General features: G+C 71.8%; 13 protein-coding genes. 5 read left to right on the forward strand and 8 right to left on the reverse strand.

Features of this window, described 5'->3' with window-relative positions; translation table 11 throughout:
- Positions 1-107: 107 nt before the first annotated feature.
- Both ACODR5_RS05840 and ACODR5_RS05845 read right to left on the reverse strand, forming a co-directional pair.
- Complete coding sequence (locus tag ACODR5_RS05840) at positions 108-740, reverse strand: DNA-directed RNA polymerase subunit beta (RefSeq protein WP_449854608.1); 633 nt, start codon at positions 738-740, stop codon at positions 108-110.
- A 41-nt stretch (positions 741-781) separates the two neighbouring features.
- Positions 782-1,885 (reverse strand): mechanosensitive ion channel family protein, encoded by a 1,104-nt coding sequence (locus ACODR5_RS05845; RefSeq protein WP_488983013.1) that lies wholly within the window; start codon positions 1,883-1,885, stop codon positions 782-784.
- A gap of 247 nt (positions 1,886-2,132) precedes the next feature.
- On the opposite strand from ACODR5_RS05845, the gene ACODR5_RS05850 reads away from it, so the two are divergent.
- From ACODR5_RS05850 to ACODR5_RS05860, 3 genes are read left to right on the forward strand one after another with little or no spacing between them, the layout of a single operon-like run.
- Complete coding sequence (locus tag ACODR5_RS05850; RefSeq protein ID WP_460818102.1) at positions 2,133-3,782, forward strand: ATP-binding cassette domain-containing protein; 1,650 nt, start codon at positions 2,133-2,135, stop codon at positions 3,780-3,782.
- A gap of 4 nt (positions 3,783-3,786) precedes the next feature.
- Positions 3,787-4,413, forward strand: coding sequence for a rhomboid family intramembrane serine protease (locus tag ACODR5_RS05855; protein ID WP_449854611.1), 627 nt, complete (start codon positions 3,787-3,789; stop codon positions 4,411-4,413).
- On the forward strand, positions 4,410-5,261 hold the full coding sequence (locus tag ACODR5_RS05860; RefSeq protein ID WP_449854612.1) for an endo alpha-1,4 polygalactosaminidase: 852 nt from the start codon (positions 4,410-4,412) through the stop codon (positions 5,259-5,261). Before ACODR5_RS05855 ends, ACODR5_RS05860 begins: the two co-directional genes overlap by 4 nt.
- Positions 5,262-5,344: 83 nt before the next feature.
- On the opposite strand, the gene ACODR5_RS05865 is transcribed toward ACODR5_RS05860, so the two are convergent.
- The 6 genes from ACODR5_RS05865 to ACODR5_RS05890 all read right to left on the reverse strand — a co-directional run bounded on the left by ACODR5_RS05865 (position 5,345) and on the right by ACODR5_RS05890 (position 9,285).
- Positions 5,345-5,953: a GyrI-like domain-containing protein gene (locus ACODR5_RS05865; RefSeq protein WP_488983014.1), complete on the reverse strand. Its 609-nt coding sequence runs from the start codon at positions 5,951-5,953 to the stop codon at positions 5,345-5,347.
- Between the two features lie 38 nt (positions 5,954-5,991).
- Positions 5,992-7,098, reverse strand: a complete 1,107-nt coding sequence (locus ACODR5_RS05870; protein WP_488983015.1) for a YihY/virulence factor BrkB family protein — start codon at positions 7,096-7,098, stop codon at positions 5,992-5,994.
- Between the two features lie 65 nt (positions 7,099-7,163).
- A complete protein-coding gene (locus ACODR5_RS05875) occupies positions 7,164-7,727 on the reverse strand; it encodes a DUF3618 domain-containing protein (RefSeq protein ID WP_488983016.1) in 564 nt (187 codons plus the stop codon).
- Positions 7,724-8,137: a phage holin family protein gene (locus ACODR5_RS05880; RefSeq protein ID WP_460818092.1), complete on the reverse strand. Its 414-nt coding sequence runs from the start codon at positions 8,135-8,137 to the stop codon at positions 7,724-7,726. Before ACODR5_RS05880 ends, ACODR5_RS05875 begins: the two co-directional genes overlap by 4 nt.
- Positions 8,138-8,139: 2 nt before the next feature.
- Positions 8,140-8,868: a hypothetical protein gene (locus ACODR5_RS05885; protein ID WP_488983017.1), complete on the reverse strand. Its 729-nt coding sequence runs from the start codon at positions 8,866-8,868 to the stop codon at positions 8,140-8,142.
- 129 nt (positions 8,869-8,997) lie between these two features.
- Positions 8,998-9,285, reverse strand: a complete 288-nt coding sequence (locus tag ACODR5_RS05890; protein ID WP_460818089.1) for a hypothetical protein — start codon at positions 9,283-9,285, stop codon at positions 8,998-9,000.
- On the opposite strand from ACODR5_RS05890, the gene ACODR5_RS05895 reads away from it, so the two are divergent.
- Positions 9,266-11,953, forward strand: coding sequence for a heavy metal translocating P-type ATPase (locus ACODR5_RS05895; RefSeq protein ID WP_488983018.1), 2,688 nt, complete (start codon positions 9,266-9,268; stop codon positions 11,951-11,953). The genes ACODR5_RS05890 and ACODR5_RS05895 overlap by 20 nt on opposite strands.
- 24 nt (positions 11,954-11,977) lie before the next feature.
- Positions 11,978-12,706 carry a VIT1/CCC1 transporter family protein gene (locus ACODR5_RS05900; RefSeq protein WP_488983019.1) on the forward strand — a complete coding sequence of 243 codons (729 nt, stop codon included), beginning with the start codon at positions 11,978-11,980 and terminating at the stop codon, positions 12,704-12,706.
- Positions 12,707-12,802: the final 96 nt, after the last annotated feature.

A 12,802-nucleotide genomic window follows, 5' to 3' on the forward strand; every position in this document is an offset into this window, starting at 1 on the left:
GGCGCCCCCCCCGCGGCGCGAAGCGCCGCTTCGTCGGCGCGGGAGCGCCGACGCGAGCACGCGAGCGGCACCGCGAAGCGGTGCCCGAGCGGCGCAGACTCAGAAAATCAAGCCAGCGCTTCCCGGCGCCACAGGCGCGCGGCCGTCGTGAGGTCGCCCGCGTAGGTCGACAGGCGCAGGGCGCGCGACGTGAGGGCGCTGGCGCGCTCCGGCTCGCTGGGCTCGTAGTCGTCGGCGAGGTGCGTGGCACCCGAGGCCTGCACGCGGCAGAAGGCGGCCGCCCGCTCGAGCGCTCCGGCGAAGTCGCCCGTGAACGCGCCGCGCAGGATCGTGTCGATGAGCGCCACGAGCTCGGCCGGGCCCGCCGGCATGGGAGCGCCCGCCACCACCGGATCCGCCGAGGCGAGCTCGGTGCGCCCGCGCTCGTAGATCAGCGACGCGGTCTGCGGATCGTCGTGGATCGACAGCTGCAGCAGGTACAGCCGCCACAGCGATCCGGGCAGGGTGCGCGCCGGTGAGCGCGACCACAGCTCCGCGATGTCGTCGATGCCGTGGCGGTCGGTGAACGAGATGAGCCGGTCGATGACGCGGTCGTCGGCCTCGTGCCGCACGCGCGCGAGCAGCGCCTGCGCGGTGGAGTGCGCCGCGCGCGAGACCTCGGCCGGGTCCTCGGCGGCGAACAGCCGGTCGAAGGTCTCCGACGGCCGCTTCACCGGCTTGTGGAACTCGTCGCTGCTCATCCATCCAGGCTACGACCGACGGGCGCCCCTCGGGGCCGCGTTCACGCGTCGGCGCCGCGCTCGTCGCCCCAGCCCGCCACGAGCGAGCGCCGCCGGGGGAGCTCGTCCGGGCGCTGCGTGGCGATGAACGACACGAGCTTCTCGCGCACGAGGCACCGCAGGTTCCACAGGTCGTCGGCGTTCGCGGCCGTCATCGTCGCGCGCAGCTGCGCGACCCCGCCCACCGCGTCCGACATGATGAGCGCCGCGCTGCGGCGATCCCACTCCGGGGCGGCGTCGAGGATGAGCATGAGCTCGGCGCGCACGGCGTCGACGTCGACGGTGTAGTCGGCCTCCACGAACACCGTGCCGGTGAGCGCCGTCTGGTTGCGCGTCCAGTTCGTGTACGGCGTGGTCGTGAAGTACGTCGAGGGCAGCACGAGGCGCCGGTCGTCCCAGATCTGCACGACGACGTACGTCAGCGTGATCTCCTCGACCGTGCCGAACTCGCCGCCCACCTCGACGGCGTCGCCCACCTTGAGGGCGTTCGAGAAGGCCAGCTGCATGCCCGCGATGAGGTTGCCGAGCGTCGACTGGGCGGCGAGGCCCGCGACGATCGACGCGACGCCCGCGGAGGCGAGCAGCGACGCCCCGAACGTCTCCGCCCCCGGGATGGTCAGCAGCATCGCCGCGACGGTGAGCACGGCGACCACCGCGATGACGAGGCGGCGGATCATCCGGATCTGCGTGCGCCGGCGACGCGCGGTGAACTCGTCCACCACGACGTTGTCCTGCCGCACCATGGCCCCGTCGACGAGGAAGACGAGCACCTTCGCGATGATCCAGCCGACGATGCCGATCACGCACAGCCGCAGCCCGTACTCGACCCCGCCGGCGAGCGCCTCGAGGTCCTGCGGAATGAAGCGCGGCACCGTCGCCCACAGGCCGAGGACCGCGACGATCCAGAACAGCGGCCGGGTGAAGGCGGCGCGCAGCTCGACGAACACGCGATGCCGGCGCTCGAGCGCGGCCGTCACGCGGCTGAAGACGAAGGCGAGGATGAGCGCGAGCGCGATCGATCCGGCCACCGCGATGCCCACCGCCAGCCAGGACGTCCACGGGTTGGCCGCCACGGTGTCCACGACGTCGTCGAGTTCAGCGTCCATGCCCCCACGGTAACGGCGGCGCCCCGGCGGCCGTCCAGGGGTCGTCCAGGCACCTCGGGCCGGCGCTCAGCCGCGTGGTGCGATCATGGAGGCATGAGGTACACAGGCATCGCGTCGATGAGGATCCGCACCGCCCGCTGACGGCGGCGCCCTCCCACGACCTGCTCCGCCGTCCCGGCATCTGCCGGGCGGTGATCGTCATGCCCCTGGACGACCCTCCCGGCTCCCTGCGAGCGACGGAGAAACCTTGTCCCCTCTTCACCCCGGATCCTCCGGGTCCTTCGAATCCCTTCCCCTCCCCGCCGGCGAGACGGCGCAGATCGTCGTCTCCGGCATCACCCTGATCCGCGGCGGCGACCGCATCCTGGACCAGGCCTCGTTCACCGTGTCGGCACGTTCGCGACTCGCGATCGTCGGCGAGAACGGCCGCGGCAAGACGAGCCTGCTGCACGTGTGCGCCGGCCTGCTCACGCCCGATGCCGGCACGGTGACGCGCGTCGGCACGATCGGGCTCGCCGAGCAGGAGCTCGATGCGGCCGGCGGCGCGACCATCGGCGACATCGTCGATGAGGCGCTGCGCGGCGCCCGCGCGGCACTGCAGGCCCTCGACGCCGCGACGTCGGCTCTCGCCGACGGCGACGACGGAGCGGACGATCGGTACGCCCGCGCGTTGGACGCGGCGATCCGATTCGACGCGTGGGACGCCGACCGCAGGGTCGACGTCGCGCTCGAGTCGCTGAGCGCGTGCACCGACCGGTCGCGCCCCCTCGCTTCGCTCTCGGTCGGCCAGCGGTATCGCGTGCGCCTGGCCTGCCTCCTCGGCGCCGAGCACGATCTGCTGCTGCTGGACGAGCCCACCAACCACCTCGACGCCGACGGGCTCGCCTTCCTCACCGATCGCATCCGCGCCCACCGCGGCGGCGTCGTCCTGGTCAGCCACGACCGGGCGCTGCTGCGCGACACGGCGGCGGAGTTCCTCGACCTCGACCCCAGCCGCGACGGCCGCCCCCGACTGTACGGCGGCGGCTACGACGGGTGGACGGAGGGCCGTCGTCGCGAGCGCGAGCGCTGGGAGCAGGAGCACGCCGACCAGCGGCGGGAGCACGCGCGGCTCGAGGACGCGGTGCGGACGGCCCAGGATCGTCTCGAAACCGGATGGCGCCCACCCAAGGGCACCGGGAAGCACCAGCGCCAGTCCCACGCGCCCGGGGTGGTGCAGGCTCTTCGCCGCGATCAGGAGGCCCTCGAGCGCCATCGGGTCACGGTGCCGCCTCCGCCCGCGGTGCTCGCCTTCCCCGAGCTGCGACCCCGCGCGGGTGTGCTCCTGCGCGCCGCGGACGTCCGCGTCCCGGAACGTCTGGAGCGAGCCGTCGATCTCGAGCTCTCGGCACGCGACCGCGTGCTCGTCGTGGGCCCGAACGGCGCCGGCAAGTCGACGCTCCTCGGCGCGCTGGCGGGCACGATCCCCGCGGACGGCGCGATCAGGAGGACGGGCAGGATCGCCCTCGTCGCGCAGGAGACGTCCCTGCCGGACGAATCCCTGACCGCTCGCGAGGCATATGAACGGCACGTCGGGCGGCTGCTGTCGACCCGCACGATCGCCGAGCGCGACGCCATCGCACTCGGATCGCTGGGGCTGCTTCCGCGCGAGGCACTGCGCACCCCGGTGACGCGCCTGTCGCAGGGGCAGCGACGGCGCCTGGAGCTCGCGCTGCGGCTCGCGGAGCGCCCGGACGTGCTGCTGCTGGACGAGCCGACCAACCATCTCTCGATCGCCCTGGTCGACGAGCTCACCACGGCGCTCCGCGCGACCCCGGCCGCCGTGGTCGTCGCCACGCACGATCGGCAACTCCTGCGAGATCTCGGCGATTGGCCGCGGATCGAGGTGCGACGATGAACGCATGACGACGACCCCGGCCCCCGCCCGCTCCGGCGGCGGCCTGCTCGCCCGCGTGGCCCAGCCGCTGATCCTCCTCGCCGTGATGTGGGCCGTCCGGTGGCTCGACGCCGTGCTGCCCGGCAGCTGGAACGCCGAGTACGGCATCGAGTCGTGGGCGCTCGACGGGCTCGACGGCGTGCTGCTCTCCCCCGGGCTGCACGCCGACGCGGCGCACCTCGCGTCGAACTCGGTGCCGTTCGCGATCCTCGGCCTGCTCGTCGCGCTCGACGGCGTCGGGCGGTTCTGGGGCGTCACCGCGATCGTCGCCGTCGTCGGCGGGCTCGGCACGTGGATCGTCAACGCGCCGGGCACCCTCACCGTGGGCGCCTCCGGCCTCGTGTTCGGCTACTTCGGATACCTGCTCGTGCGGGCGTTCGTGGCGCGCTCGCTCGGCCACGGCATCCTCTACGCCCTCATCGCCCTGGCGGTCGCGGCGCTGTACGGCAGCACGATGCTCACGGGCATCTTCGGCGCGGCGCAGGGCATCTCGTGGCAGGCGCACCTGTTCGGAGCCGTCGGCGGCGGCGTCGCGGCGATCGCCACGCGGCCACGGCGCACGCCCACGCCGGCACCCACGTCGGCACCGTGACGCCCGGTCGCCCGCCGGCAGCTCCCGCCGCGCGTCGCCGCCGCGCCGTCGCCCTGCTCGCGGCGGCGATGCTCGTCGGGCTCCTCGCGGGGTGCGCCGCCTCCGCCGGGGGCGACGGCCCCGCGCTGCCCCCGACCTCCGGCGCGTTCGACTACCAGCTGGGCGGCACGGACGACGCGCTGCCCGACGGCTCGCCGATCGACGTCGTCGTCCGCGACGCCACGGCCGCGCCCCTCGCCGGCGCCTACAGCGTCTGCTACGTCAACGGGTTCCAGACCCAGCCGGGCGCGTCGTGGGACGAGTCGCTCCTGCTGCGCGACGACGCCGGCCGCGCCGTCGCCGATCCGGAGTGGCCGGACGAGCGCGTGCTCGATCCCTCGACGGCAGCGCAGCGCGCGGGCATCCTCGAGGAGATCCTCCCCGTCATCGAGGGGTGCGCCGCGGCGGGCTTCGACGCGGTGGAGATCGACAACCTCGACACGTGGACGCGGTTCCCCGGCGTCGATCGCGACGGGGCGCTGCGGCTGGCCGCGGCGTATGCCGACGCGGCGCACGCGCGCGACCTCGCGATCGCGCAGAAGAACGCCGCCGAGGCGGCCGGCGAGGCGCGGGAGATCGGCTTCGACTTCGCGGTGGTCGAGGAGTGCGGCGCCTACGCCGAGTGCGACGCCTACGCCGCGGTGTACGGCCCGCACGTGCTGCAGATCGAGTACCCCGACGCGCTCGGCGAGGCGGGGCTGACCTTCGCCGACGTGTGCGCGCTGCCCGACCGCGCGCCGCTCACGATCCTCCGCGACCGCGGGCTCGTCGGGCAGCACGCCCCCGGGCACCGCTACGAGGCCTGCTGACGCCGCCTGGACGCGCGCGCCGCGGCCGCCGGCCCGTCCGATCTCGGTCGCGTTCGGCGGGATGCCGGCGGTCCGCGCCGCCCTCAGCCGACCGGCTGGCGCAGGATCGTCCGCAGCCGCTCGGGCGCGGTGCGGCGCGGGTCGCTCAGGTAGATCTCGTGGTGGCGGCCCGTCATGCGCATGCCCAGCCCCGGGATCACCTCGTCGTGCAGCCGCGCGAGCACCGGGGCCTCGTCGTCGAACGAGCCGACGTGGAGCGTCTGCACGCATCGCCCCTCCTCGAGCCCCTGCACCCGCAGCTCGTCCAGCCGTGGCGGGCGCTTCGCCGCCGCTCGCGCGACCGCCGCATCGACCGCCGCGTCGTCGATCCAGTCCGGCAGCAGGAGCAGCATCGTCCAGTGCCAGCGGGACTTGTCGCGCGCCGTCGTGAACGACGCCATGTCGTCGGCCCACCACAGCCCCTCCAGCGGGGGCACGACGTAGTCGCGCCCGGCCGCCTTGCTGGCGAACTTCGCCGCGTACGCGACGGGATAGAGGGTCTCGAGCGCCTCCCGGTACCGCGGCGAGGTGTTGGGATCACCGGATCCGTCGATCGCGAGATACCGCATCGCCGGCACGTCGACGACGCGGAACTCGCCGCGGCGGGCGCGGTAGGCGTCGAGCGTCTTCGCGAGATCGACCTTGTCCGCCATGCGCCCATCGTGCCACCGCGCCGGCGGGGCGGGGATCGCTATCGGCGCACGTCGTCGCCGCGGCCGTCGCCATCGTCGCTGCCCTCGCCGTCGGGGCCGTGCTCGATCCGGATCCGCCGCCCGGCCTCGACGTCCTTGCGCTCGGCCTCCTGCGCCTTGTCGATCTTGCGCGTGTCGCGCGGCGGCAGCTGAATCCGCTCCTCCGCCGCCGTGCCCGCCTGCAACTCGCGCCCGCGCTCCAGCTCGGCGTCGAACTCCGCGCCGAACAGCAGCGCGATGTTCGTGATCCACAGCCACAGCAGGAAGATGATCACGCCGGCGAACGAGCCGTAGGTGCGCTCGTAGTTGGAGAAGTTCGCCACGTAGATGCCGAAGCCGACCGACGCGATCGCGAGCACGACGATCGCGATGACGGCGCCGGCGCTGATCCAGCGGAACCGCGGCTGCTTCGCGTTGGGCGTGAAGTAGTAGAGCACCGCCACCATCAGCACCACGATGAACGCGAGCACGGGCCACTTCGCGATCTGCCAGACCGTGACCCCGACCTCGCCGATGCCGATCGCCTCGCCGACGGCGTGGGCGATCGGGCCCGACACCACGAGCAGCAGACCCGCGACGACGACGAGCAGGATCGCGATGAGGGTGACCATGAGCTGGGTCGGCTTGAGCTTCCAGAAGGGGCGCCCCTCCTCGATCTCGTAGATCCGGTTCATGGCGCGCGTGAACGCGCCGACGTAGCCGGACGCCGACCAGACGGCGAGGACGACACCGCTGATGAGCGCGAACCCGGCCGCCGGCGATGTCGCGATCTCCTCGATCGGGCCGCGCAGCGTCTCGACCGTGTCGCCGGGCGCGACGGACCCGACGATGCCGAGCAGCGCGTCGGCGGCCTGCTGCCCCTGCCCGATCACGCCGAGCAGCGAGAACACCGCCATGAGGGCGGGAAACAGCGCCAGGGTTGCGTAGTACGTCAGGCTCGCGGCCAGGTCCATGCACTGATCGGTGGAGAACTCGCGCACCGACTTGCGCAGCACGTACATCCACGACGGCTTGGTGATCTCGGCCAGCGAATCGGGCTTGTCGGGATGCTCCGGGCTCGGCGCGTCCGTCCGGGCGCGCTCGCGCGAGGCGGTCGATCGGGCCATGTTCGCTCCTTGGGTGTGAGAGGGGGCGGCCGCGCCGTGCGCGACCGCCCCCGGTGTCGCGTCTATCAGCTCTCGGTGAGGTTCTGGCGGCTCTGCTGTGCTCGGTCGTTCACCGACTCCGCCGCCCCCTGCGCCTCGTCACGGACGTTCGTGACCGCGTTCTCGGCCGTCTCCTTCACCGCGGTCGCGGCCTCCTGCGCGGGCTCCTTCAGGTGCTCGCCCATCTCCTGCGCCACACCCTTGGCCTCATCCATGAGCGGCTGGGCCTGCTCCTTCACCTTCGCGCCGAGCTCCTTCTCCTTCTCGGAGCTGGGCAGCAGCGACGATGCGAGCAGTCCCACGCCGAAGGCGATGAGACCCACGGCCAGCGGGTTGCCCTCCGCCTTCGCCGTGACGCGGTGCGCGGCATCCGAGACGCCCGAACCGGCGCCCTGCATCGAGGACGCGGCGTCGTCGGCGACGCCCATGATCCGCTCTCGCACGGAGGTGAAGGCACCCTTCACCTTGTCGGTCTGCCGGTGCATCGCCTTCGACGGGCTGACCTTGTCGGCCAGGGCGTCGACGTCGCGGCCGAGCTCGTCGCGCGTGCGGTCGATGTCGGCACGGATGGCATCGGGTGAATCAGTCATCGGTTCTCCTCATTCCTCTTGATCGCGTCGGGGATCTGCTGCAGGGACTCCACGGTCTGCGGCGCCCCCTTGACCTGCTTCAGGCGGCTGCGTCCCATCAGGAACAGCACGAGGGCGACGACGGCCCAGATGAGCGCCACGACCACCGCCGACCAGCCGAGCCCCATGAGCACGCCGAGCGCCCACCAGAGCGCCACGCTCAGGAAGAACACGGCCATCATCGCGGCGTAGCCGGCGCCGCCGAACATGCCGGCGCCGGCGCCCGCCTGCGTCGCGGACTGCTTCAGCTCCGCCTTTGCGAGCTCGACCTCCTTGCGGAACAGGGCCGAGATGTCGCCGGTGACCTCGCTCAGGAGGTCGCCGAGCGAGGTCGTGGCGGCCTTCTCCTCGGACGGGGTCGGATCGGTCACCGTCACACCCCCTCGGACGGACGCGTGCCGTCCCAGCCGGCGCGCGTGCGCTCGTAGGCGGGGGTCGGCTCCGCCGTGAGGCCCGTGCCCGTCGGACCGGCCACTCCCGGCTCGGCCACGGGGGCCGCCGCGACCGCGGAGGCCGGCGCCGCGGGCGGAGGCGGCGGGACCGCCCCGCCGCCACCGGTGGTTCCGGTGCCGCCGGAGCCGTGCTGCTCGCGGGCGTCCTCGGCGAGCGCGCGCGTGAGGCGCCCGGCGGCGATGCCGGCGACGGCGGCGCCGACGATGAACACCCCCGGCTTGCGCCGCGCGAACGACTTCACCTCGTTCAGCAGCGATCCGGGATCGCGATCCCCCAGCCAGCTCGACACGTCGGTGAGCCGCTGCGACGCCTGCTGCACGAGGTCGACGGCCATGCCCTGCTCCTGCGAGCCCTGCGCCATCGATCCGAACTGCTGCCCGAGCGAGCGCAGGCCCTCGGCCACGCGCTGCTGCTGCGTCGCCGCCTGATCCCGCAGCTCCTGCGTGGTCTGCCGGTAGACGTCCTTGGCCTGCGTCTTGGCCTCCTGGCCGACAGCCGAGGCCTCCTGCTTGGCCGTCTCGACGACGTGCCCCGCCTCGGCCTGGGCGGTGTCCTTCAGCTCGGCGGCCTCCTGCTTGGCGGCGTCGGTCCTGCTCCCCTGCTCCGACTCCGCTCCGGGCCCCGCACCTGGTACATAGCTCTGCGACATTGGCTTCCCTTCCTCACCGATTTCGGACAGTGGGTTCGCCAACGATGAAACGCGATCGCTCCGGGTTTCGCTCCCCAGTTGACCTGGGCGCGGATTCGTGGCAGGGGCAGGGTCTCGACGGGCGCGACGTCACGCTCCCCCGGCGGGCCCCTCGTCCGGCGCCGGCTCCGACTCGAGCGTCTGCAGCCGGTGGCTCTCGCGCCGGCCGTACGCCGCCTGGCGCACCGCCTCGTCCGACTCCGGGCTCGATCCGAGCGCTCCGGCCAGCATGCCCATGGTCGTGAACGCCCACGCCATCGCGAGCGTCGATGCGAGGGTGTCGGCGTGGCCGAGCTCCGACTCGATGAGCTCGTCGGGCACGACGATCCACACGAGCAGGGTGTTGACGAGCAGGAGCGTGGCGTACAGGATCAGCACGCCGAGCACGAGGGTCTCGATCGGCTGCCTGATCGCGTTCGCCCTGCTGCTGGTGACCCTCCCGATCCTCGCAACAGCGACAGGAGATGCGGCACTCAGTCTGTTCGACCTCTTCTACCGTGCGGGCTCGTTCGTGTTCGGGGGCGGCCATGTCGTGCTGCCGCTCCTGCAGGCGGAGACGGTGCAGACAGGGCTCGTAGAGCCCGGCGCGTTCCTGGCCGGGTACGGAGCCGCGCAGGCGGTGCCTGGTCCGTTGTTCACGTTCTCCGCTTTCCTTGGCGCGGTCACGACGAGCGGCCCCTCGGGGGCGCTCGGAGCATCGATCGCCCTCGTCGCGATCTTCCTCCCCTCGGCCCTCCTCATCATCGGCGTACTGCCGCTCTGGAGTCGGCTGCGCCGAGCCCCGAGGGTGCAGCGAGCGCTGAAGGGCGTGAATGCGGGAGTCGTCGGCCTGCTCGCGGCGGCCCTGTACGATCCGGTGTTCACCGAGGGCGTCACCGGACCGCACTCTCTCGTAATCGTCGCAGTGGCATTCATTCGTCGCACTGACCGCGTGGAAGGCTCCCGCCTGGGCGGTGGTGCTGGGAGCTGCTGGGCTGGGGGCGCTGCTGTTCTGAACCACGCCCTCGGCCGAGACCGAAGCATGCTGAGGCAAGGCCCGCCTGCGATGCCGACGCCCGCGATCTGGGAAGCTTGCAGCGTGAGACGAGTTTCTGCCGCAGCCAAGGCGTATCCGCTGGTGTTCGCGACCCTGCTGATCGCGATGGTCGGCCTGATCCTGCTCACCACCCCTGCCCGAGAAACCGCCCCGTGGCTCGTCGGCGCGTATGCGCTGGCGATCGCAGCGTGGGAGGCGGTCGGCATGATCCGCCAGCTCCTCAAAGGCCACGCCGGGCTCGACATCCTCGCGGTCACCGCGATCACTGCGGCTGTGCTCGTCGGTGAGCCGTGGGCCGCGCTCGTGGTCGTGCTCATGCTCACCGGCGGCGCGGCCCTCGAAGACTACGCTGAGAACCGCTCCAAGCGCGAGCTCACCGCGCTGCTGCGCAAAGCCCCGCAGCAGGCCAGCAGGCTGCTGCGCGACGAGGCCGCCCCGGCGGGCCGCTCAACCCTCGAGGCGGTCGCCGAGGACGTGCCGGTCGAAGCCGTCGAGGTCGGCGATCTGCTGCTTGTACGGCCCGGCGCGCTCGTACCGGTCGACGCGGTGCTCGTGTCAGAGCATGCTGTGCTCGATGAATCCTCGCTCACGGGTGAGAGCCTGCCGGTCGAGCGCGTGGCGGGCGAGCGCGTCTCCAGCGGAGTGGTGAACGGTGCGAGTGCGGTCACGATGCGGGCTGTCGCGCTCGCCTCAGACAGCGAGTACCAGCAGATCGTGCGTCTGGTCGAGCAGGCCGCGGGCAGCAAGGCGAAAGTGGTGCGGCTCGCCGATCGCTATGCGGTGCCGTTCACGGTACTCTCGCTCGTCATCGCGGGCGTTGCATGGGTGGCCAGCGGGGAGGCGGTCAGATTCGCCGAGGTGCTGGTGGTCGCAACGCCGTGCCCCCTGCTGATCGCCGCACCGGTCGCGTTCCTCGGCGGCATGAGCCGGGCTGCGCGCTTCGGGCTTATCGTGAAGGGCGGCGGCACTCTCGAACAGCTCTCGCGGGTACGCTCCGCGGCGTTCGACAAGACCGGCACCATCACGACCGGGCGGCCCGTGCTCGAACGCATCCTTGCTGAGCCCGGCTTCGACGAGATGAGCGTGCTCCGGTTCGCCGCATCGGCCGAGGTGTACTCGTCCCACGTGCTCGCAGAATCGGTCGTCGCGGCGGCCAAGCAGCACGGATATTCGCTGCTGGAAATGCTCGGAGCCGAGGAGATCGCCACCAACGGCGTCGCCGCGCAGTTCGCGTCCGACAGCACAAACGGTGCGGTGGCGACGGTACGGGTAGGCAAGCCCTCCTGGCTCCGCGAGTTCGCCCCGACCCTCGCGCTCGCCCCGCTGGAGCCCGGGGAGCTCGCGATCTACGTCGCCGTCGACGACCGCTTCGCGGGCGCGATCGTGATGCGCGACCAGACGCGGGACGAGGCTGCGCAGGCGCTCCACGAGCTGCACGGGCTCGGGATCGAACGCACGCTCATGGTCACCGGCGACGTGGCGACCACTGCCGAGCCGATCGCCGCGAGCCTCGGCATCGACGAGGTGCACGCCGAGTGCCGGCCCTCCGACAAAGTACGCATCGTGAGCACGGTGCAGCCCAGGCCGCTCATCATGGTCGGCGACGGCCTCAACGACGCCCCGGTGCTCGCCGCTGCCGATATCGGTTTCGCGATGGGGGCTCGGGGCGCCACCGCCGCGAGCGAGTCCGCCGACATTGTGAACCGGTACGACACCCTCGCTTCCCTCCCCCTGGCGGTACGCGTGGGAAAGGACACGGTGCGGATCGCTCTCCAGAGCATCTGGCTCGGCATCATCATCAGTGTGGGTCTCATGCTCGTCGCAGCGTTCGGGTTCCTTCCCGCGTTGATCGGGGCCTGGCTCCAAGAAGTCGTCGACCTCGTCGCGATCCTGGGCGCGCTGCGCGCCGTCGGCCCGCGCGCCGAGCGCAAACTCAAGGCGTCGCGAGCCAACGCAGACGGCGCACAGCGCACCCCGCTGACAGGCCGAGAGAGCCGGCGAACCCACTGAGAATCACTATGGAGGCACCGAGCCATGGCTAGAAAAACAGCACCCCAAGCCCATCCCGGCGAACCTCACGACCGCGGCACCGGCCAGCGACTCAACTGGCTGCGCGCCGGGGTACTGGGAGCGAACGACGGCATCGTCTCGACCGCTGGCGTCGTGATCGGTGTCGCAGCGGCGACCCCGAACAACGTTCTCGCGATCGCCACGGCAGGAATCGCCGCAGTGGTCGCTGGCGCATTCTCGATGGCCGGAGGCGAGTACGTTTCGGTGAGCACCCAGCGCGATACCGAGAAGGCGCTGATCGCCAAGGAGAAATGGGAACTCGAGACCATACCTCAGGAAGAACTCGAAGAACTCGCCGGCTTCTACCGTCAGCGTGGGCTCTCGGACGACCTCGCGCATCAGGTCGCGGTCGAGCTCACCGCGAAGGACGCCCTCGCAGCCCATGCAGAGGTTGAACTTGGAATCGACCCCGAAGAGTTCACCAGCCCCTGGGCGGCGGCTGTCTCGTCATTCGTCTCGTTCGCGCTGGGAGCGCTCATCCCGCTCGTAATGATCCTTTTGCCATTCGGCGAGAATCGCGTCTGGATCGCCGCGGTTGCAGTGGTGATCGGCTTGTTCCTCACCGGCTGGATCAGCGCCGCCCTCGGCGGGGCCCCGCGCGGCCCGGCCATCCTCCGGAACGTGATGATGGGCTCAGCGACGATGATTGCGACTTACCTCATCGGCCTGCTCTTCGGCGTCGCTGTTGGCTGAGCGGAGACGACCGCTGAACCCAGCTGACCGTGAAGGTGGCGTTCACCGGCCGTTCGGTTTTCCACGCCCGCGATGAGCGGCCTCGATCAAGTTGGG

The sequence above is a fragment of the Microbacterium sp. FG3 genome (assembly GCF_057809335.1).

Excerpts from the sequence above, each read along its gene's own strand:
- ACODR5_RS05840 (WP_449854608.1), bottom strand. The coding sequence starts at position 740 with ATGAGCAGCGACGAGTTCCACAAGCCGGTGAAGCGGCCGTCGGAGACC.
- ACODR5_RS05845 (WP_488983013.1), bottom strand. The coding sequence starts at position 1,885 with ATGGACGCTGAACTCGACGACGTCGTGGACACCGTGGCGGCCAACCCG.
- ACODR5_RS05855 (WP_449854611.1), top strand. The coding sequence starts at position 3,787 with ATGACGACGACCCCGGCCCCCGCCCGCTCCGGCGGCGGCCTGCTCGCC.
- ACODR5_RS05865 (WP_488983014.1), bottom strand. The coding sequence starts at position 5,953 with ATGGCGGACAAGGTCGATCTCGCGAAGACGCTCGACGCCTACCGCGCC.
- ACODR5_RS05870 (WP_488983015.1), bottom strand. The coding sequence starts at position 7,098 with ATGGCCCGATCGACCGCCTCGCGCGAGCGCGCCCGGACGGACGCGCCG.
- ACODR5_RS05875 (WP_488983016.1), bottom strand. The coding sequence starts at position 7,727 with ATGACTGATTCACCCGATGCCATCCGTGCCGACATCGACCGCACGCGC.
- ACODR5_RS05885 (WP_488983017.1), bottom strand. The coding sequence starts at position 8,868 with ATGTCGCAGAGCTATGTACCAGGTGCGGGGCCCGGAGCGGAGTCGGAG.
- ACODR5_RS05900 (WP_488983019.1), top strand. The coding sequence starts at position 11,978 with ATGGCTAGAAAAACAGCACCCCAAGCCCATCCCGGCGAACCTCACGAC.